This is a genomic window from Rhizobium acaciae (genome assembly GCF_025941625.1).
GTDB classification, from domain to species: Bacteria; Pseudomonadota; Alphaproteobacteria; order Rhizobiales; family Rhizobiaceae; genus Rhizobium; species Rhizobium acaciae.
Map to the genome: position 1 here is coordinate 324,901 of NZ_JAPCZO010000004.1, position 20,029 is coordinate 344,929.

Genomic DNA, 20,029 nt, shown 5'->3' on the forward strand with positions numbered 1-20,029 from the left:
TTGTAGAAAAACCGGCCTTATCATTCGAGGGGCAATCCCTCACTCCTGTATCCGTCGAGAAAAGAGTGACCGATGGGAACGGTATCGCAGTTTCAAGAGAGCCTGAGGCCTCCCGCGCATCGCATCGAAAGCGAAGAGGAGGCGATATCCACGGCCCGCGACCTCGCCGCCGCATTCCGGCAGCAGGCGAGCGAACGTGATATCAACCGCATCCTGCCCTTTGCCGAGCTTGATGCGCTGTCTGTATCGGGGCTGACGGCAATCACTGTTCCGCCAGACCATGAAGGGCTCGACGTGTCGAACGCCCTGCTCGCCGAAATCGTTGCAATCATCGCTGAGGGCGATGCATCGATCGGCGAGACGCTGGAAAATCATTTTTCTGCGCTGGAAACTCTCCGCACTCAGGCTGCCGAGGATTTGAAGGCATCGCTGTTTGCCCGTGTGCTGCTCGGCGACCGCTTCGCGGGCGCCGCCCTCACCGACGGGACCGAACTGACCGCCGAAGGCCCGGGCTACCGCCTGAGCGGGCGCACGCGCCAAGTGCCCGGTATTCTATTCGCCGACTGGATCGCCGCTGCTGCCACCGCTCCTCCCAGCCGCCCGGTGACACTCTACCTCGCACGCGGTGAAGAAGGCGTGCAGGTGGTCGACGATTGGGACGGCTTCGGCCAGCGCACCAATGGATCGGCGACGGCGATCGTCGGAACGCTTCATGTCAATGCCGATGCGATTGCGCCTGCCCCATCCTCCGGACATTCGACCGGCATCTCGCTCGGCCTGCTGCTCAAAGCGGGCGTCAGCCTGGGCATCGCCCGGGCCGCATGGAGCGACCTGATGACCGCAATTGGCGATCGCAGCACGACCGTCCTTCCCCGGATCGGCGAACGCGCCATCCGGATCGAAGCAACGGCGGCAGCCTTGGAACGGGCTGGCCGCAAACTCGACATTGCCCAGGTCAATCCTGTGGACGCCGCGATGGCGGACGCGCATTTCTCCGCCTCGGCGGCCGCGATCCTTGCCGGGGAAACGGCGCTCGACACCGCAAACGCGCTGTTCGAACTTGCAGGGGAAACATCGGCCGGCATCGGGCTCAATCTCGATCGCCATTGGCGCAACATCCGCATTCACGCGCTGTCGTTGCCGCGGGATAAGCTAATGCGCACCGCAGGCGAATATATGTCGGAGCCTGGGAGAGCCTAATTCAGCTGGCGGCGGAGATCGGGAATTGTTCCTTGGCGCCGTCGATGCGACCGCCGTCGGCGACGAACTGCTCGAGGGTCATATTGTCGAGAATGGCGGCGATCGCGTCCCGAACATCGGTCATCGAGCGCCGCACCTGACAGGTTTCCGGATCGGCACAGTCGTCGCAGGCCTCGTAAGCCGTACGGCTGGCGCAGCGGATCGGCGCCAAGGGCCCGTCGAGCGTGCGGATGACATGGCCGATGCGGATTTCGGTTGCCGGCCGCGACAGGGAATAACCGCCGCCCGGTCCCTTCTTCGAGCGCAGGATGCCGACATTGCGCAATTCGAGCAGGATCGTGTCGAGAAACTTCTTCGGGATATTGTTGCGGGCCGCGATGTCGTTGATGAAGGCGGTCTCACCCGGCGCCAGCCGCGCCAGGTCGACCAGCGCCTTCAGCCCGTATTTTCCCTTTTTCGTCAGCATCGTCGTCGCCTTGTAGAAATCGCAGTATTTATCCTGCTAATAGCAGGCAAATAGCGTCAAAAGCGTGAACATACAACAAAATAGCTATTATTTATAGCTTGTATCGGCAACGTCCACAGGCTCGCGCGGCAGCCTTAAGAAGGACCGGCCGCCGCGCATCTTGGCAGCTGGCTCAATTAGATCGTCTTCAGCATGCCGCCATCGACGAAATAGGTCGAGCCGATGCAATAGCTCGCACGCTCCGAACTCAGGAAGACGAAGACGTTGGCTAGCTCCTCGGGCATGCCGAAGCGTTTGGAGGCGGCGTGCTCGTTGGCGACGCTCTGCAGGTAGCCTTCCCAGTTGCCGCCGGTTTCCGCCGTCAATTGCTTGGCGGTCTTGATCCAGTCGGGCGTCAGGATCAGGCCGGCATTGACGCAGTTGACGCGGATATTGTCCTTGATGAGCTCGGTCGAAAGCGTCTTCGAAAACATCATCAGCGCCGACTTGCTGACATTGTAGATCGGCTCGTACCAGAGCGGTTGGACGGCGCAGATCGAGGCATTGTGCAGGATCACCCCGCCGCCGCGTTGCTTCATCTGCGGCGCGATGCCGCGCGCCAGCCGCACGGCGGCCATCACATGCAGGTCCCAATAGTCCTGCCACTTCTCGTCGGGCGCCTCCATCACCGTCTCGTTCGATCCGGTGCCGGCATTGTTGATGAGGATATCGGCGCCACCTTTTTCGGCCGCCGCCGCGATGATCGCCTCGGTTCCCGCAACCGTCGCCACATCGGCCGCGACAGCGGCGGCGCTGACGCCGTACTTCTCGGCGATACGGGCGGCTTCCGCCTCGAGCCGTTCACCGCCGCGCGCTGCCAGCACGAGGTCGGCGCCCTCAGCCGCCAGCCCCTCGGCGATCGCCAGCCCGATACCAACCGACGCACCGGTTATAACGGCAGTCTTGCCCTTCAATCCGAGATCCATGTCTTCCTCCGCAAACGGCCGGAGATCCCGGCCTGATGTGCTGAGTGTTCCGCCAATGAACCCCGGGCGTCAAGCGCCCACACTCCTCTTGCGGCAGGCGCCGATCTGTCGCATGCCTGCATCAACTGATGGGAGGAGTTTTCATGCGACGTTATTCAGCCTGCATAGAGTGGCTGTTTGCCGAAGAGGGCGACAGCTTTCCCGATCGCATCCGCCGCGCCCATGCGGCCGGCCTGACGGCGATCGAATTCTGGCGCTGGACCGGCAAGGATCTGGATGCGATCGAAGCGGCGCTGAAAGAAACCCGCCTTGCCGTCACCAGCCTCGTCGCCGAACCGATGATCGCGCTGACCGACGCCGCCAACCGGCAGGCCTGGCTGAAAGGCCTTGCCGATTCCGCCGCTGTCGCCAAGCGTCTCGGCGCGCCGGTGCTGATTGCCCAGGCGGGCAACGATCTCCCAGGCTTGACCCGCCAAGAACAGCGCCGGGCGCTTACCGAAACGCTGAAAGCCGGCGCCGACATCCTCGAAGGCAGCGGTGTCCGCCTCGGCGTCGAGCCGCTCAACATCCGCATCGACCATGTCGGCTATTTCCTCGATTCGACCCGCGAAGGTCTCGACATCATCGATGACGTCGCTCGCCTCGAGATCGGTATCGTCTACGACATCTACCATTCCGCCGTGATGGACGAGCGCACCGAGGAGGTGCTGAACGGCCGTCTCGACCGTATCATCCACGTCCATGTCGCCGATCACCCTGGCCGCAACGAACCGGGCTCCGGCGATATCGACCTTGCTCGACGCCTCGACTGGATCTTCGCCAACGGTTACGACGGCACCGTCGGTCTGGAATACCGGCCGACCAGGCCCGGCGCGGACGCGGTCAAGGCCGCGATTGCTTCGCTCGGCGGTTAAACCTCGGCGGCATCGACGCTTGCCGCCGCCTTGCAGGGTCCGGCCGAGCGGCGCTCGATTATGCGCGAGGCAATCATGATGCGCCGCGCCGGCATGCCCGGCAGGCGCGGATTTTCGATGCGCTCGAGCAAAAGCCGCAGGCCGACCGCCCCACATTCCTGCCCCTCCATCCTCACCGTCGTCAGCGCCGGTGAGATCTGCGTTGCCGGCGAGTAGTCGCCGAACCCGACGACCGAAATATCGTCGGGAATGCGGTATCCCTGACCGAGCAATTCGGAAACCACGGTCAGCGCCAGCCCGTCATGGGCGCAGAAAAAAGCCGTCGGCCGGATGCCTTTTTCCACGAGCGCCCGGAAGGCCGCGCTGAAGCCATTCTCTTCGTCGAACTGCATAACATGAAGCGCAACGTCAGGATAACGTTCGGCGATTTCGCGGGCGCCGTAGTGCCGCTCTTGGCGCCCCCGCAGGCCTGGCATTCCATAGACGTAAACAATGGACCGATGGCCGAGCCCGACCAGATACTCCACCACCGCCTGCCCTGCCTCATGGTCGGTGCCGCCGACATGGTCGATCTGTTCGAGCGCATCGACCCAGCCGAAACGCACGATCGGAACGCCGGTGGCACTCACAGCCGCCACGGCCTCACGGGCATGCGGACCGACGAGCATCAGTCCATCGCAGCTGCGCGCCAGCTCTTCCAACTGGCCGGCATCATGGGTCCAGCGTACGCGGAGCGTCATGCCAAGCCGATGAGCCTCGCGCTGCACACCGTTCTGTACCTGCATATAGAGCTCACTGTTGACGGCATCGAGATCGTGAAAGACAACCGCGACCTCGCCGGCAGCACCCTGTCCGGCGGGCTTGGTATAGCCGAGGCGCTGCGCCGTCTCGCGGATCAGCGCGCGCGTTTCCTCGCTGACGCCGCTCTTGCCGGCAAGCGAGCGCGACACGGCGTATTTCGACAGGCCGACCTCCCGCGCGATCGTCTGCAATGTAACCCGGCCCCTGCTTCCCACGTGGCACCTCGCCGTTCGATTGATGCGACGCTGGCTATATCAACCGCGCCGGTATGGCAAATTTTCGCACTAACAGAAACATAACGCTTTACCTAACAATATCCAAATGTAATCTTTCCCTCATCCCAGCCCACAGCAAAAATAATGATAAGGGCACGGATTTTTGGAGGAGATCCCTATGATCAAGCTGAAACGACGTGCGTTTCTGGCCGGGACGTCGGCCGCCCTGATATCGCCGGCCCTGCCGGTTTTCGCCGCTGACTTCAAGGAAGCGGGTATCTTGAAAGCGAAAGTGTCGAGCGGCGCCCTGCCGGGTGTGAAGGAGCGGCTTCCTGAAAATCCGCTCGTCGTCAAACCGGTCGAAAGCGTCGGCAAGTACGGCGGCGACTGGAACATGGCGCTGGTCGGCGGCGGGTCGCTGTCGATGCTGTTCCGCTACCAGGCCTACGAGCCGCTGTTGCGCTATACGCCCGACTGGTCTGGCGTGACGCTGAATGTCGCTGAGTCCTTTGAGGGCGACGCCGACTCCAAGGTCTATACGATCCGCCTGCGCAAGGGCATGAAATGGTCGGACGGCCATCCCTACACCACCGCCGACATCAAGTTCTGGTACGACACCGTTTTCACCGACAAGCGCGTCGCCTTTGTCGGTCAGGATCATTGGAAGTCCGGCGGCAAGCCGGCCAAGCTGGAGATCGTCGACGAGCAGACCTTCAAGGTCATCTTCGACAAGCCGAACGGCCTGTTCCCGCTGCAGGTCGCCTGGGCGAACAACGACCAGACGACGCGCACGCCGAAGCATTATCTCGAGCAGTTTCACATCGACTTTAATCCGAAGGCTGATGAACTCGCCAAGCAACGCGGCTTCGAAAGCTGGATCGCCTCCTTCCAGGCGGCCGCCGGTTTCCAGGATGACAACGCCTTCTTCCTGAACTCCTCGAAGAAGCCCTGCGTGCATGCCTGGATGTTCACGATAGCGCCCGGCGAAAACACCGAACGCGCCGTTGCCGAGCGCAATCCCTACTACTGGAAGGTCGATACCGAGGGCAACCAGCTGCCCTATATGGACCGCATCGTCTATCAGATGGTCGCCGACCCGCAGGTTCTGCTGCTGAAGGCAATGCAGGGCGAAGTCGACCTGATGGACCAGTACATCGCCACGCCGAACAACAAGTCGGTTCTCTACGATGCGCGTGAGCAGGGCGGCTATGATTTCTACACGCTGACCTCGACCGAAGCCAATGTGATGAATTTCATCTTCAACCTGAACCACAATGACGAGACCAAGCGGAAGCTCTTCCGGAATAAGGATTTCCGTGCGGCACTCTCGACAGCACTCGACCGGCAGTCGCTGATCGATGCGGTGCTCGTCGGCCAGGGCGCGGCTGCCCAGCCGTCGATCAAGAAGGAGGACCCGCTCTACAACGAGCAGCTCGCCACGCAGTTCACGGCCTATGACGTCGACAAGGCGAATGCCATGCTCGACCAGCTCGTGCCGAAGCGCGACGACCAGAACTTCCGCCTCGACGAAAAGGGGCGCCGCCTGACGATCATCTTCGAGATCGACCAGGCGCGTGCCGTCTTCCTCGACCTCTTCCAGCTGGTGATCCCGATGTTCCAGGCGGTCGGCATCGATGCGCAGATGCGCTCGATGGACCGTTCGCTCTGGGAGACGCGCGTCCGCCAGGGCCGTGATTTCGATGCGACCGCCCATCAGTTCGGCGCGAATGGCGGCGTCGCCGCCATGCTCGACCCGCGCTACTATGTGCCGACCGATGCCAACGCCATGTATGCCCCGGCCTGGCAACTCTGGTATCGCGACCGCGCCAATGCCAATGCCGAGGAACCGCCGGAAAGCACGAAGAGCCAGCTTGCGCTCTACGACAAGCTGAAGGCGACTTCCGACGCATCAGGCCAGCGCGAGGTCATGAAGCAGATCCTTCAAGGCGCCGCCGACAATTTCTATGTCTTCGGCATCTCGCTTCCGCCTGACGGCTACGGCATCGTCAAGAACAACATGAAGAACATCACGAAGATCATGCCGAACTCCTTCGGCTGGCCGACACCCGCTCCGACCATGCCGGAGCAGTTCTATAAGGCCTGATGGCCTTTTCTCCATGATGCATGCCAGGCGCCGGCCCTCCGGTTGGCGCCGAGGCTCTTCTTTTGCCAATGATTGGATGAAGACGATGCTTGATGCCAGAAAACAGAATACCCACACGCTGAGGACGCCGGACTGGTTCAAGACGGCGACCCGGTGGACCCAACTGACCTTCGTGGAAGACGATCCGGAGAAATACGACCCGGCCTTCTGGATCGATGTCTTCAAACGCACGAAATCGAACGCAGTCTGCCTCAGTGCCGGCGGCTATATCGCCTATTATCCGAGCGAAGTGCCTTACCACTATGTGAGCAAGTATCTCGGCGACAAGGATATCTTCGGCGCGCTCGTCGATGCCGCCCGCAAGCTCGACATGCATGTCATGGCCCGCGTCGACCCGCATGCGATCCATGACGATGCCGCCAAAGCCCATCCCGAATGGGTGATGATCAATGCCGACGGCACGCCGCGCCGCCACTGGGCCTATCCCGATGTCTGGGTGACCAATGCCTATGGCGACTACAACAGCGTCTTCATGCCTGAGGTGGTCAAGGAGATCGTCCGCAAATACGATATCGATGCGGTCTTCGCCAATCGCTGGCAGGGCCACGGCGTCGATTATAGCGAAGACAGCGCCCGCCGCTTCAAAGACATGTCCGGCCATGCTCTGCCGAAGAAGCCCGATGCCGAGGATCCGGCCTGGCAGGCCTGGGTGCAATGGCGCCGCCGCGTGCTCACCGACATGATCGCGCAATGGGACGATGCCGTCAAAGCGATCCGCCCGCATGCGAGCTTCATTCCGAACATGGGCGGCGCGTCGCTGATGGAATTCGACCTCTCGGTCATCGCCAGGCACTGCCCCTTCCTCGTAGTCGACCATCAGGGCCGCAAGGGGCTCGAACTCGGCTGGTCGGCTGGCCGCAACGGCAAGCGCATTCGCGCCACCTTCCCCGACCGCCCGGTCGTGCTGATCACCTCGATCGGCCCGGAGGAGGAATATCGCTGGAAGGATGCCGTCACCTCGGGTGAGGAGATGCAGCTCTGGATCAATGACGGCACCGCCCACGGTCTCTATGCCTGGTTCACCAAGTTCAACGGTGTCGTGCCCGACAAACGCTGGGTCGAGCCGGTCGCCGACGCCTTCGGCCTGCAGGCAGCCGTCGAGCCGGTGCTGGAAAGCATGAAGCCGACCGCCGAAATCGCCGTCGTCGATCCCTCGACGACGCTGCGCCACTGGGCGCCGGAAGAGCGGCATTCCGCCGAAAAGCACGATCTCGGTCTTTACCATGCCCTCGTCGAAGCCCGCCTGCCCTTCGAGCTGCTCTCGGACCAGGTGCTGACCGCGGAAAACCTCGACCGCTTCAAGCTCATCATTCTCGCCAACGCCTCCTGCCTTTCGGATGCGCAGAACGCGGCGATCCGCGCCTATGTCGATCGCGGCGGCAGCGTCATTGCCTCCTACGAGACGTCGCTGCGTGACGAATTCGGCAAGAAGCGTGACGAATTCGGTCTGGCCGACGTGCTCGGCGCCAGATACGTCTCCGGCCCGCGCGGCATCGTCAAGAACACCTATGTCGCCCTTTCCGGCGATCACCCGATCAATCGGGGCTTCGACGGCGCCGAACGCATCATGGGCGGCACCCGCCTGATCCACGCCGAACCGTCGGCCGATTCGAAGACGCCCTTCCTCTATGTCCCCGATTTTCCCGACCTGCCGATGGAAGAGGTCTACCCGCGCGAGGCCCCGAAAGGTGCTGCCGTCATCGCCCGCGAAACCGGCAGGGGCGGACGCACGGTCTACATCCCCTGGAACATCGGCGAGATCTTCTGGGAGGTCTTTGCCGTCGACCACGCCCGTCTCATCGCCAACGCCGTCCATTGGGCACTCGGCAAGACGCCACGCGTCACCGTCAAGGGCAAGGGCGTCATCGATCTGGCGTTGCGCGAAAGCGGTGAGGGTCTGGCGCTCAGCCTCTTCAACCTCACCAACCCGATGATGATGAAAGGCCCGATCCGCGACAATTACCCTCTGGCAGCGCAGACCGTTTCGGTGGAGATTCCGGAGGGCCGATCGGTGGCGAAGGCCTGGCTCGTCGTTGCCGACCGCGCCGCAAGCTTCAGCCTCGGGAATGGCCGCGCCCAGGTGGAGGTACCTGGTATCGATCGGCTGGAGGTCCTGCATCTCACTTGGAAATGAGATGACATGCGACGGAGGAGCGCTTTCGGCCTGGAGGGCCGAAGGCGGATGAAGATCCGGGGGAAGCGCGTCACAGCGTTCCCGACGGGAGGAGAAACGTTTCGATGCTTGGCTATATCTTCAAGCGCGTGCTCTACATGATCCCGACCTTGTTCGGCATGTCGCTGATCTCGTTCCTGATCATCCAGCTGCCGCCGGGTGACTATCTGACGTCGATGATCGCCACCATGAGCGACAGCGGCCAGACCGTCGATCCCGCGCAGATCGAGCGGCTGAAGGAAATCTACGGCTTCGACGACCCCTTCTATGTCCAATATCTGAAATGGATCTGGGGCATCGTCAGCCGCGGCGACTTCGGCTACTCCTTCGAGTGGGGCCAGCCCGTCTCCGGGCTGATTTGGGCGCGCATGGGCTCGACGCTGGTAATCTCGCTCTTGAGCCTGCTCTTCGTCTGGATCGTGGCTTTGCCGATCGGCATCTATTCCGCTGTCCGCCGCCACTCCATCGGCGACCATGTCTTTACCTTCCTCGGCTTCATCGGCCTTGCCGTACCGAACTTCATCCTGGCGCTGACGCTGATGTACGTCGCCTATAAATATCTCGGCCAGAGCGTCGGCGGGCTGATTTCGCCGGAATATGCCGAGGCGCCCTGGAGCCTCGCCAAGGTCGGCGATTTCCTCGCTCATCTCTGGATACCGATCATCATCATCGGCGCATCCGGAACGGCAGCGATGATCCGTATCCTGCGCGCCAACCTGACCGACGAGCTGCACAAGCCCTATGTCGTCACCGCTCGCGCCAAGGGACTGCCGGAATACAAGGTGATCCTCAAATATCCGGTCAGAATCGCGCTCAATCCCTTCGTTTCGGCGATCGGCTGGGTGCTGCCGCATCTTGTCTCCGGCGTCACCATTACCGCTATCGTGCTGAACCTGCCGACGGCCGGCCCGCTGCTCTTCCGCGCGCTAATCTCGCAGGACATGTATCTCGCCGGCAGCTTCATCCTGCTATTGAGCGCGCTGACCCTTGTCGGCATGCTGCTGTCGGATCTGCTGCTGGCGCTGCTCGATCCGCGCATCCGGTTCAATTGAGGGGGATGCGATGAGCACGCACGAAACCTTCGGAGCCCATGCTGGTCCGCTTCACACTGTTGCCGACGGTCCCTCGATCAGCCCGCTGAAACAGGGCAAGACCGTCTCGACCGCCGCGATCGGCCCCTGGCGGCTGGTCGCCGGCAAACTGGTCCGCCAGAAAGTGGCGATGGTGGCCGGCGCCATCATCCTCTTCCTCTATCTGGTTGGCCTCTTCGCCGAATTCCTGGCGCCGGCTTTGCCGATGACCTCACGGCCGCAATATACCTATGCACCGCCGCAGGGCTTCAGCTTCTTCGTCGAAAAACCGGACGGCAGCTCGGAGTTCAATTTCCACGTGAAGGGCTACAAGGTCGAGATCGACAAGGTGGCGCTGCGCCGCACCTTCGTCGTCGACGAAACCAAGGTCGTCCCGATCGGCTTCTTCGTCAAAGGCGCGGCCTACGATCTCTGGGGCCTGATCCCGATGAACCGTCACCTGATCGGCCCCCTTAACAAGAACGACCCAATGTATCTGCTCGGCGCCGACCGGCTCGGCCGCGACGTCTTCTCGCGCCTCGTCTACGGCACCCGCGTATCCATGTCGATCGGCCTCGTCGGCGTCGCCATGTCGTTGATCCTGGGCGTCGTGCTCGGCTCGATCTCCGGCTTCTACGGCGGCTGGGTGGATACGCTGATCCAGCGCGTCATCGAGGTCGTCAGCGCCATGCCGACCATCCCGCTATGGCTCGGCCTGGCGGCGGCGATCCCGCTGACATGGTCGCCGGTCAATGTCTATTTCGTCATAACGATCATCGTCTCGCTGCTCGGCTGGACCAGCCTGGCGCGGGAGGTGCGCGGCCGGTTCCTGGCACTGCGCAGCGAGGATTTCGTCGTCGCCGCCCGGCTCGACGGATCGAGCGAAGCGCGGCTGATCTTCCGCCACATCCTGCCGTCGCTGACGAGCCACATCCTTGCGGTCGTGACGCTGGCCGTGCCGACCATGATCGTCGCCGAGACCTCGCTGTCCTTCCTCGGCATCGGCCTCAAGCCGCCGGTCGTCAGCTGGGGCGTGCTGCTGCAGGACGCCCAGAACATCCGCACCGTCGCTACCGCGCCGTGGCTCCTGATCTGGCCGTCGCTCGCAGTCGTCGTCGCCGTCCTATCCTTCAATTTCTTCGGCGACGGCCTGCGCGATGCCGCCGACCCTTACGACAATTGAGGAGGAAACCATGGCCGATCTTTCAAAAGACGTCGTTCTCTCCGTCGAAAACCTCTCGATCGATTTCAGGCTGCGCACCCACATCCTGCACGCCGTCGAAAATGTCAGCTTCGAGCTGAAGCGTGGCCAGACGCTCTGCCTCGTCGGCGAAAGCGGCTCCGGCAAAAGCGTCACCGCCCGCTCGCTGCTGCAGATCGTCGACAGCCCCGGCAGCATCGTTTCCGGCCGCATCCTGCTCAGCAATGGCGACGGGGGTAACGGGGTCATCGACATTGCCGCCTTGAAGCCGTCCGACCGGGCGATGCGCGCCATCCGCGGCCGCCGCATCGGCCTGATCTTCCAGGAGCCGATGAGCTCGCTGTCGCCGGTGCACACCATCGGCTCGCAGATCATCGAGGCGGTGCGCCTGCACAGCAATCTCGATCATCGCGCCGCCCGCGAAAGGACCGTCGAACTGCTGCGCCAGGTCGAGATCCCGAACCCGGACAAGATGGCCGACCGCTACACCTTCGAATTCTCCGGCGGCATGCGCCAGCGCGCCATGATCGCCATGGCGCTTGCCGGCAATCCCGATATTCTCATCGCCGACGAGCCGACGACGGCGCTCGACGTCACCACCCAGGCCGAAATCCTCGACCTGATCAAGCGGCTGCAGGTCGAACGCGGCATGGCCATGCTGCTCATCACCCATGACATGGGGATCGTCGCCGAAGTGGCCGATGATGTTGCCGTCATGCGCTTCGGCCGCATCGTCGAGCGCGGACCGGTCGATGCGATCTACCACGCCGCCGAGCATCCCTATACCCGCCAATTGCTGGCCTCGACGGTCAAGCTCACCCACCATGTCGAAGGCAGGCTGCCCGCCGTGGCGCTGTCGCCGGAGGCACCGCAGCCGATCCTGTCCGTCCGCAATCTCGGCAAGATCTACGGTTGGCACGGCAAGGCCAATACGCTGCGCGCCGTCGACGACGCCAGCTTCGATCTTTATCCCGGCGAAAACCTCGGCATCGTCGGCGAAAGCGGCTCCGGCAAGACGACGCTCGGCCGGCTCATCCTGCGCACCGTCGAGCCGACATCGGGCAGCATCAGCTATCGCGGCAAGGACGGTAGCGAGATCGACGTCACGAAACTCACCAAGCGCGAACTCCGCACCTTCCACCGCGAAGTCCGCCTGGTCTTCCAGGATCCTTTCGCCTCGCTCAATCCGCGCATGACCGTCAAGGAAGTGATCGGCGATCCGCTTGTTGTCAACGGTCTGGCCAAGGGCAAGGCGCTGGAGGACCGCGTCGCCGAACTGATGCGCCTGGTCGGCCTCGATCCGATGGGCATGGAGCGTTATCCGCATGCCTTCTCCGGCGGCCAGCGCCAGCGCATCGGCATCGCCCGCGCCCTTGCACTCGATCCGCGCATCATCATCGCCGACGAGGCAACGTCGGCACTCGACGTCTCGATCCGCAGCCAGATCCTCGACCTGTTGCTCGATATTCGTCAACGGTTGAACCTGAGCTTTATCTTCATCTCGCACGACATTTCGGTCGTGCGTTATTTCTGCGATCGCGTCGCCGTCATGCATCGCGGCAAAATCGTCGAACTCGGCGAGGCCGAACAGATCTGCACCGCTCCCGAGGAGGCCTATACGAAGAGCCTCATCTCCGCCGTTCCCAATCCCGACCCTCGCGACAAGCGCATGCTGCACCGGCATCGTTTCGTCGCGCCTGCCAATATTTAAGGACGATCCCGTGCCGAAATTTTCCGCCAACCTTTCCTTCCTCTACCAGGACCTGCCCTTTCTCGACCGCTTCACGGCAGCCGCAGAGGACGGCTTTGGCGCCCTCGAATATCTCGGCCCCTATGCCGAACCCAAGGAGAAGGTCGCCGAGGCGCTGGAGGCGAGCGGCCTGAAACAGGCGCTCTTCAACGTGCCATCAGGCGACTGGGCCGGCGGCGAGCGCGGCATCGCCTGCCTGCCGGAGCGCGTAGAGGAGTTCCGCAACGGGATCGCGCAGGCGCTCGACTATGCCGCAGCGCTCGATTGCCGGCAGGTGAATGTCATCTCCGGGCTGGTGCCGAAGGGTGCGGACCTTCAAACGCTGGAAAATGTGCTGGTCGACAATCTGAAATATGCTGCAAAGCGTTGTGCCGACGTCGGCGTCAAGCTGCTGGTCGAGCCGATCAACCTGCGCGATATTCCCGGCTTCTTCCTGTCGACCACCGCTGATGCCGAACGCATTCTCGACCGGGTCGGCTCGGACAATCTCTACATCCAGTATGATTTCTACCACATGCAGATCATGCAGGGCGACCTGATCCCCACCTTCACAAGACTGAAGGAGAAGATCGCCCATGTGCAGATCGCCGACAATCCCGGCCGCAACGAACCCGGCACCGGCGAGATCAATTACGGTTTCATCCTCTCCGAGCTCGATCGCCTCGGCTACGACGGCTGGGTCGGCTGCGAGTACAAGCCGAAATCCGGCACCAGCGAAGGCCTCGGCTGGATGAAACCCTATCTGACGTCAGCGAGGACAGCATGAACATCGGATTTATCGGACTGGGCGTCATGGGCCGCCCGATGACGGAACACCTGATCGACGCCGGCCACACGCTGCATCTGAGCCGCGTGAAGGAGGCTTCGCAGCATCTTGTCGACAAGGGCGGCAAAGCCGCCGCCAGCGCCAAGGCCGTGACTGAGGCCTCCGACATCATCATCCTGATGCTGCCGGATACACCAGATGTCGAGGCGGTGCTGTTCGGCGAAGATGGCGTCGCCGCCGGCCTTTCCCGGGGCAAGCTTGTTATCGACATGAGTTCGATCTCGCCGGTCGCCACCAAGACTTTCGCCAAACGCATCGAGGCGCTCGGCTGCGATTATCTCGATGCCCCGGTTTCCGGCGGCGAGGTCGGCGCCAAGGCCGCCTCGCTGACGATCATGGTCGGCGGCAAGGAGCAGGCTTTCGAACGCGCCAAACCGCTTTTCGAGAAGATGGGCAAGAACATCACCCATGTCGGCGGTAGCGGCGACGGCCAGACGGCGAAGGTCGCCAACCAGATCATCGTCGGTCTAACGATCGAGGCGGTTGCCGAAGCGCTGCTGTTTGCCAAGCGTGCCGGCGCCGATCCGGCCAAGGTGCGCACCGCGCTGATGGGCGGCTTTGCCTCCTCGCGCATCCTCGAAGTGCATGGCGAGCGCATGGTCAAGGAGACCTTCGAGCCCGGCTTCCGCATCCGCTTGCACCGCAAGGACATGACGCTTGCCGTCGATGCCGCCCGCGCACTCGATCTGTCGCTGCCGAACACGGCCGCCACGCAGCAGCTGATGAATGCCGCGATCGCCAATGGCGACGGCGAACGCGACCATTCCGCCCTCATCCGCACCCTGGAACTCCTCGCCGGAGGGCCGCGCTAGATCAACGCTTTTTAGAACAACCGGACGACATCTTCGATTGCCGACTGCCGGAGCCTTCTTTCCGGACGGCGAAGCCATGTCCGGTCATCGATAGAGAAGGACAGGAAAATGCTCAACAAAGATATCCAGCTGCCCTACGGCGCCGTCTATTTCCGCAAGTCCAACCCGCCCCGCGAAGATTGGGAACGCGACTACGCCACCGCCGGGCAGGACGGCCTCAACATCTTCCGCCACTGGTTCATGTGGAGCGCGATCGAAACCGCCCCCGGCGTCTACGATTGGGAGGAATACGACCGTCAGATGGACCTTGCCGCTGCAAACGGCATCAAGACCGTCATCGCCGAATTGATCCATGCCGTGCCGGACTGGGCAGTGCGCAAATATGCTCATGCGCTGCAGGTCAATGCCGACGGCACCAAACTCGGTTCCTATATGGGCGTCTCGTCGGCGACCGGCGGCTTCTCCAACAATGGTGGCGGCGCCGGCGCCCTGACGCTGAACTGCCCCGAAGTGAAGGAAGCGGCGGGAAAATTCCTGACCGCGCTCGCCACCCGCTACAAGGATCATCCGGCGATCTATGGCTATGACGTCTGGAACGAGTGCAACTATTCCGCCGATGTCGATTACAGCCCCTATGCCAAATCAGCCTTTCGCAAATGGCTGGAGAAGAAGTACGGCAGCCTGAAGGTCTTGGCGAAAGCCTGGTACCGCTACAGCTATGCCGAATGGGACGATATCGAGCCGCCGGTGCACATGGCGCCCTACCCCGAATGTATCGATTGGCTGCAGTTCAAGCGCGACAATTTCTACGACCAAATGCAATGGCGCATCGACACCATCCGCGCCGTCGACCAGAAGAACACCATCGTTGCCCACGGCATATCCGGCGCAATTCCCAACATGGCGGCCAACGGCTGCGACGACTGGCTCGCCGCCTCCAAGGTCGAGGTTTACGGCTTCACCTGGATCCAGGCCCGCAAGGGGTCGGAAGCCTGGAAGAACTGGTACGGCGTCGACATCAACCGCGCTGCCGCCCGCGGCAAGCCGTTCTGGCACGCCGAGCGCCAGGGCGGCCCGCTCTGGCTGCAGCCGCAGGTGATCGGCCGCGACAAGGAGGATGGCCGCATCGCCGAGCCCGAGGATATCCGCCTCTGGAGCATGACCTCGCTTGCCGGCGGCGCCCGCGGCGTGATCAATCTGCGCTGGCGCCCGCTGCTCGATGGCCCGCTCTTCGGCGCTTTCGGCTCCTACGGCATGGACGGCTCGCGCACGCCGCGCTCCGACATGGCAAGCGCCATGGCGAAATGGGCAAACGACAAGGCGCAAGGCCCCCTCTGGGAGGCAAAGCCCGTGCGCGGCGAGGTCGGCATCCTTGTCGTTCGCGAAACGCAGGAGTTCGATTACCTCCTGAACCACGACCGCAAGGAAAAGCCCTATCCCGAAGCCATGTGGGGCGCCTATCGTGCCTTCCTCGAAAATGGCGTGCAGCCGGACTGGGTGCATATCGACGATATCGCAGCCTATGATTTCCTCTATTTCCCCTATCCGATCATGTTCACATCGGAACAGGCGAAACGCCTGAAAGCCTGGGTCGAAAACGGCGGCACGCTGATTGCCGAGGCATGCCCCGGCTATTTCGGCGATCGCGGCCATGTCGGCACCGTGCAGCCGAACATGGGCCTCGACGAGGTCTTCGGCGCGCGCGAGGAGGAAGTCGAATTCATGCCCGATATCGGCGACCGCATCCATTTCGATCTCGACGGCGCCGCGGTCGATGGTGGCGGCTTCCTGCAGTCTTATCGGCTGACCGGCGGAACGGGACGCGGCCACTTCACCGACGGCCGTCTTGCCGTCGTCGAAAATGCCTATGGCAAGGGCCGCACGCTGCTGATCGGCACCAATCCTTCCGTTGCCTGTTACCGCACGCAAGGGAAGGCGAACCGCGCTTTCTTCGCTGAACTATTGAGATGGAGCGGGAAGAAACGCCATGTGACGCTATCGAATACCGCACTCTTCGCCCGTATCCACGAGGGAGAAAAGGGCAGCTTCCTCTGGCTCGTCAATCCAACGAGAACGGCGCAGAAGACCGAGGTGACGCTCGCCCGAGGAACGCTTGCGCAAAGCCAGGCAGTCTGGCCGATCGACCATATCGGCAATAGTGGCATCGAGGTGCCGCCGCGCGATGTGCTGATCCTGCCGCTCGACAGCTGAAACTTCAGGATGCGGATGAACTGGCGCCTTCGGCAAAGGCTTCAAGCTCGGGGTCGAAGTCGACCTCGACGACATTGTTGAAGACGGCGGTCGCCAGCATGATGCCGGCAAAGGCGACGAGATCGACGAGCACCTTGGTCTCGTAGCGCTCTTTCAGCTTCGCCCAGAGTTCGGCGGGAACAGCGTTGGAATCGGCGACGACCGCCTTGCCGAAGGCGTCGAGCAGCGCTTCCTCGTCGGAAAGCTCCAGCGCATCGGGATTGAAACCCTTGTTGATCAGCGCCCGGCGAAAGAAGGTGATGGCGATTTTCGATTTCGCCGCCTTCGAGATCGCATGCGAGAAGATCCAGATCGCCCGGTCGCTGACAGCAGGATCGAGCTCCGCCCGCAGCGTGAACCATTCGGCATAGATGCGGTGGGCGGCGGGCGAATGCAGCAGCGTCCGCTTCATGTTGGTCATCCGCCCGCGTAGCCTGACTTCCTCGTCATGCGCCGCACGAACCTCTTCCGAAGCGGTGTCATAGTCGATCTGCGGGAGGTGGCTCATCGGGTCCGTTCTTTCCTTAGGCGCACAGAAGCTATCGGTGCCGAGATGTCGTGTGGCCGCGCGCGGCAAATCCGCTTGGCCACCGCCCGGCTCGAGCCTAGACTGACCACATCGAAAGCGGAGATAAGGCATGAGCGACGACCACGAGCATCACCATGTCGACTGGCGGGAACATGGCGTCAAGGTCATTCCCGGCAATTCGCTCGATCCGAACACCGCACAAACGCCGGGCATGAACCGCGCGACCGCGATCAACAATGCGCGCGCCGGAGCCGAGAAGATCTGGGCCGGCACGGTGACGATCCATGCCAACGCCAAGACCGGTGCACATCACCACGGCGATCTCGAAAGCATCATCTACGTGGTCAAGGGAAAGGCCCGCATGCGCTGGGGCGAGCATCTGGAATATACCGCCGAGGCCGGCCCAGGTGACTTCATCTATGTTCCACCCTATGTGCCGCATCAGGAGATCAACGCCAGCCGCGACGAGACGCTGGAATGCGTGCTCGTCCGCTCAGCCCAGGAACCGGTCGTCGTCAACCTCGATATCGAGCCGGTCGAAAAGCCAGAGGACGTCGCGTGGATCGACCCGATCCACCGATAGAGCAATTCACCTTCGAGCAAGCGGCTGACATCCTCAGCCGCCGAACGCTCTCTAAGGATCATCGCAGACGCTTTAGGCGTGGACGGCGCCTGCGCTGTTCATAACGGGGTTCTCTATGATCCGGCCGGTATCGGCGGCATAGAGGTGGATCTGGTCGTAATCGATCGCGATGCCGATCGGATCGCCCGACTTCACCTTCACGGCCTCAGTCAGCGCCACGGCAAAGGGCAGCCCATCGAAATCGGCGTGGACAACGCGGCTTGCGCCGAGTTCTTCGATGAAATCGGCCGTTGCGGTGAGGGCGCCCGGCGCATCCGGGGCCACCAGCCGGGCAGCCTCGGCGCGCATGCCGAGCACGACGCGTTTGCCTTTCAGCGGGGCGGCGCGCTCGCGCGGCAGTGCGACCTTGCGGCTTTGATCGTAGACGAAGACGCCCTCGTCATTGATCGTACCCTCGAGCAGGTTCATCGCCGGCGTGCCGACGAAGCCCGCGACGAAGCGCGAAACCGGATGATGATAGACCTCTTCGGGCGTGCCGACCTGCTCCACCCTGCCGCCGTTCATCACCACCAGCCGGTCGGCCAGCGTCATCGCCTCGGTCTGGTCATGCGTGACGAAGATCGAAGTGGCGCCGAGGCGGCGGTGCAGGCGGCGGATTTCGGCGCGCATGGCGATACGCAGCTTGGCGTCGAGGTTCGACAGCGGCTCGTCGAAGAGAAACACCTTTGGCTCGCGGATCATCGCGCGGCCCATGGCGACGCGCTGGCGTTGACCGCCCGAAAGAGCGGCGGGCCTTCGCTCGAGGAAGGGTTCGAGGCTGAGCGCCTTGGCGACCTCGCCGATGCGCTGCTGACGCTCCGCCTTCGAGACGCCGGCCACTTTCAATGCGTAGCCGATATTCTCGGCAACACTCATATGCGGATAAAGCGCATAGTTCTGGAAGACCATGGCACAGCCGCGCTCGCGCGGCTCCAACTGGTTGACGACGCGGCCGTCAATGGCGATTTCACCGCCGGTGATTTCCTCGAGGCCGGCGATCATGCGCAGCAGCGTGGACTTGCCGCAGCCGGACGGGCCGAGGATGACGATGAACTCGCCCGACTGGATGTCGAGATCGACGCCGTGAACGACGGGGATCTTGCCGTAGTTTTTCTTCACGCCACGAATGGAGATCGGTGCCAAGGGAAATACTCCTTCACTTCTCGGTGGAGATAAGGCCGCGTACGAACCAGCGCTGCATCAGAATGACGAGGATCAATGGCGGCGACATGATGATCAGGGTTCCGGCCATGGCGACGTTCCAGTCGGGCAGGCCGAATTCGGACGGGATGAGGGTTTTGAGCTGCGTCACGGCGATGCCGAAATTCGGATCGGTGGTGATCAGCAGCGGCCAGAGATACTGGTTCCAGGCCCAGACGAACATGATGGTGAAGAGCGCAATCATATTTGGCCGCGAGAGCGGCAGCAGAATATCCCAGAAGAACCGGACCGGGCCCGATCCGTCCATCTTCGAGGCCTCGGCCAGTTCGTCGGGAACCGTCAGGTAGAACTGCCGGTATAGGAAGGTGCCGGTCGCGGTTGCGACCAGCGGCAGAACGAGACCGGGATAGGAATTCAACAGGCCCCATTCGAGCTTGATCTGGACGCCGGTGATCTGCGCGACGAGCCAGCTTATGCCGGTGACGTCGAGGATCGTCTGGAAAGGCTGCAGCGCGTTGGCCGCAATCGAATAGGTCGGCACGATGCGGACTTCCAGCGGTAGCATCAGCGTTATGAAGATGATCCAGAAAATCACATACCGGCCGCGGAAGCGGAAGTAGACGATCGAGAAGGCTGCCATGGAAGACAGCATGACCTTGCCGGCGCCGACGGTTGCGGCGAAGATGATGCTGTGGAACAGCTTGTTGCCGAGATCGGCGCGAACCCAGGCGGTCTGCGCGTTTTCCCAGAAATGCGAGCCTGGAACCAGCGGCAGCGGCACGCGATTGACCGTCTCCAGATCAAGCGTCGAGGCGATGATGACGATGGCGAAAGGCAGAAGCGCGATCACCATGCCGAGCGCGAGAAGCGTATAGCAGATGAAGTTGAATATCGGCGTGCGTTCGATCAT

17 protein-coding genes are annotated in these 20,029 nt (G+C 62.5%); 11 read left to right on the forward strand and 6 right to left on the reverse strand.

The genetic code is table 11. The annotated features are described in order from the left end of the window. Nucleotides 1–72: 72 nt before the first annotated feature. Nucleotides 73–1,200, forward strand: coding sequence for a monooxygenase (locus OLZ32_RS09055; RefSeq protein WP_003542432.1), 1,128 nt, complete (start codon nucleotides 73–75; stop codon nucleotides 1,198–1,200). 1 nt (nucleotide 1,201) lies between these two features. On the opposite strand, the gene OLZ32_RS09060 is transcribed toward OLZ32_RS09055, so the two are convergent. Then, nucleotides 1,202–1,666, reverse strand: coding sequence for an RrF2 family transcriptional regulator (locus tag OLZ32_RS09060; RefSeq protein ID WP_003542434.1), 465 nt, complete (start codon nucleotides 1,664–1,666; stop codon nucleotides 1,202–1,204). Between the two features lie 176 nt (nucleotides 1,667–1,842). Then, nucleotides 1,843–2,631 carry an SDR family NAD(P)-dependent oxidoreductase gene (locus tag OLZ32_RS09065; protein WP_003542436.1) on the reverse strand — a complete coding sequence of 263 codons (789 nt, stop codon included), beginning with the start codon at nucleotides 2,629–2,631 and terminating at the stop codon, nucleotides 1,843–1,845. A gap of 143 nt (nucleotides 2,632–2,774) precedes the next feature. Between OLZ32_RS09065 and OLZ32_RS09070 the strand changes: the two genes are divergently transcribed. Then, nucleotides 2,775–3,545, forward strand: coding sequence for a TIM barrel protein (locus OLZ32_RS09070; RefSeq protein ID WP_264420586.1), 771 nt, complete (start codon nucleotides 2,775–2,777; stop codon nucleotides 3,543–3,545). Here the strand turns inward: OLZ32_RS09070 and OLZ32_RS09075 are convergent. After that, complete coding sequence (locus OLZ32_RS09075) at nucleotides 3,542–4,561, reverse strand: LacI family DNA-binding transcriptional regulator (RefSeq protein ID WP_264399464.1); 1,020 nt, start codon at nucleotides 4,559–4,561, stop codon at nucleotides 3,542–3,544. The two genes, OLZ32_RS09070 and OLZ32_RS09075, sit on opposite strands and share 4 nt — an antisense overlap. 178 nt (nucleotides 4,562–4,739) lie before the next feature. Between OLZ32_RS09075 and OLZ32_RS09080 the strand changes: the two genes are divergently transcribed. The 8 genes from OLZ32_RS09080 (at nucleotide 4,740) to OLZ32_RS09115 (ending at nucleotide 16,768) form a co-directional block, all read left to right on the forward strand. Beyond that, the gene (locus OLZ32_RS09080) at nucleotides 4,740–6,665 is read left to right on the forward strand and encodes an ABC transporter substrate-binding protein (RefSeq protein ID WP_264420588.1); all 1,926 of its coding nucleotides are present in this window, start codon (nucleotides 4,740–4,742) and stop codon (nucleotides 6,663–6,665) included. 85 nt (nucleotides 6,666–6,750) lie between these two features. Continuing rightward, the gene (locus OLZ32_RS09085; RefSeq protein WP_131603406.1) at nucleotides 6,751–8,859 is read left to right on the forward strand and encodes a family 10 glycosylhydrolase; all 2,109 of its coding nucleotides are present in this window, start codon (nucleotides 6,751–6,753) and stop codon (nucleotides 8,857–8,859) included. Nucleotides 8,860–8,963: 104 nt separating this feature from the next. Then, nucleotides 8,964–9,950, forward strand: coding sequence for an ABC transporter permease (locus tag OLZ32_RS09090; RefSeq protein WP_011653237.1), 987 nt, complete (start codon nucleotides 8,964–8,966; stop codon nucleotides 9,948–9,950). A 10-nt stretch (nucleotides 9,951–9,960) separates the two neighbouring features. Then, entirely contained in the window at nucleotides 9,961–11,151 is a 1,191-nt protein-coding gene (locus tag OLZ32_RS09095) for an ABC transporter permease (protein ID WP_264420594.1), read from the forward strand. A gap of 10 nt (nucleotides 11,152–11,161) precedes the next feature. Then, nucleotides 11,162–12,880 (forward strand): ABC transporter ATP-binding protein, encoded by a 1,719-nt coding sequence (locus tag OLZ32_RS09100; RefSeq protein ID WP_168271779.1) that lies wholly within the window; start codon nucleotides 11,162–11,164, stop codon nucleotides 12,878–12,880. Nucleotides 12,881–12,890: 10 nt separating this feature from the next. Further along, the gene (gene otnI / locus OLZ32_RS09105; RefSeq protein WP_264420599.1) at nucleotides 12,891–13,685 is read left to right on the forward strand and encodes a 2-oxo-tetronate isomerase; all 795 of its coding nucleotides are present in this window, start codon (nucleotides 12,891–12,893) and stop codon (nucleotides 13,683–13,685) included. Next, on the forward strand, nucleotides 13,682–14,557 hold the full coding sequence (locus OLZ32_RS09110; protein ID WP_264420600.1) for a 2-hydroxy-3-oxopropionate reductase: 876 nt from the start codon (nucleotides 13,682–13,684) through the stop codon (nucleotides 14,555–14,557). The genes otnI and OLZ32_RS09110 overlap by 4 nt, the downstream gene beginning before the upstream one ends. A 108-nt stretch (nucleotides 14,558–14,665) precedes the next feature. Further along, nucleotides 14,666–16,768 (forward strand): beta-galactosidase, encoded by a 2,103-nt coding sequence (locus OLZ32_RS09115; RefSeq protein WP_264420603.1) that lies wholly within the window; start codon nucleotides 14,666–14,668, stop codon nucleotides 16,766–16,768. 4 nt (nucleotides 16,769–16,772) lie between these two features. Here OLZ32_RS09115 and OLZ32_RS09120 read toward each other — a convergent pair whose 3' ends face one another. Then, nucleotides 16,773–17,315, reverse strand: coding sequence for a carboxymuconolactone decarboxylase family protein (locus OLZ32_RS09120; protein ID WP_264420605.1), 543 nt, complete (start codon nucleotides 17,313–17,315; stop codon nucleotides 16,773–16,775). 130 nt (nucleotides 17,316–17,445) lie between these two features. Here OLZ32_RS09120 and OLZ32_RS09125 point away from each other — a divergent pair, with 130 nt between their 5' ends. Then, a complete protein-coding gene (locus OLZ32_RS09125) occupies nucleotides 17,446–17,919 on the forward strand; it encodes a cupin domain-containing protein (RefSeq protein WP_264420607.1) in 474 nt (157 codons plus the stop codon). A 72-nt stretch (nucleotides 17,920–17,991) separates the two neighbouring features. Here the strand turns inward: OLZ32_RS09125 and OLZ32_RS09130 are convergent, their stop codons facing one another. After that, nucleotides 17,992–19,101 carry a sn-glycerol-3-phosphate import ATP-binding protein UgpC gene (locus tag OLZ32_RS09130; protein ID WP_264420609.1) on the reverse strand — a complete coding sequence of 370 codons (1,110 nt, stop codon included), beginning with the start codon at nucleotides 19,099–19,101 and terminating at the stop codon, nucleotides 17,992–17,994. 13 nt (nucleotides 19,102–19,114) lie between these two features. Then, on the reverse strand, nucleotides 19,115–20,029 hold the full coding sequence (locus tag OLZ32_RS09135) for an ABC transporter permease subunit (RefSeq protein WP_003542464.1): 915 nt from the start codon (nucleotides 20,027–20,029) through the stop codon (nucleotides 19,115–19,117).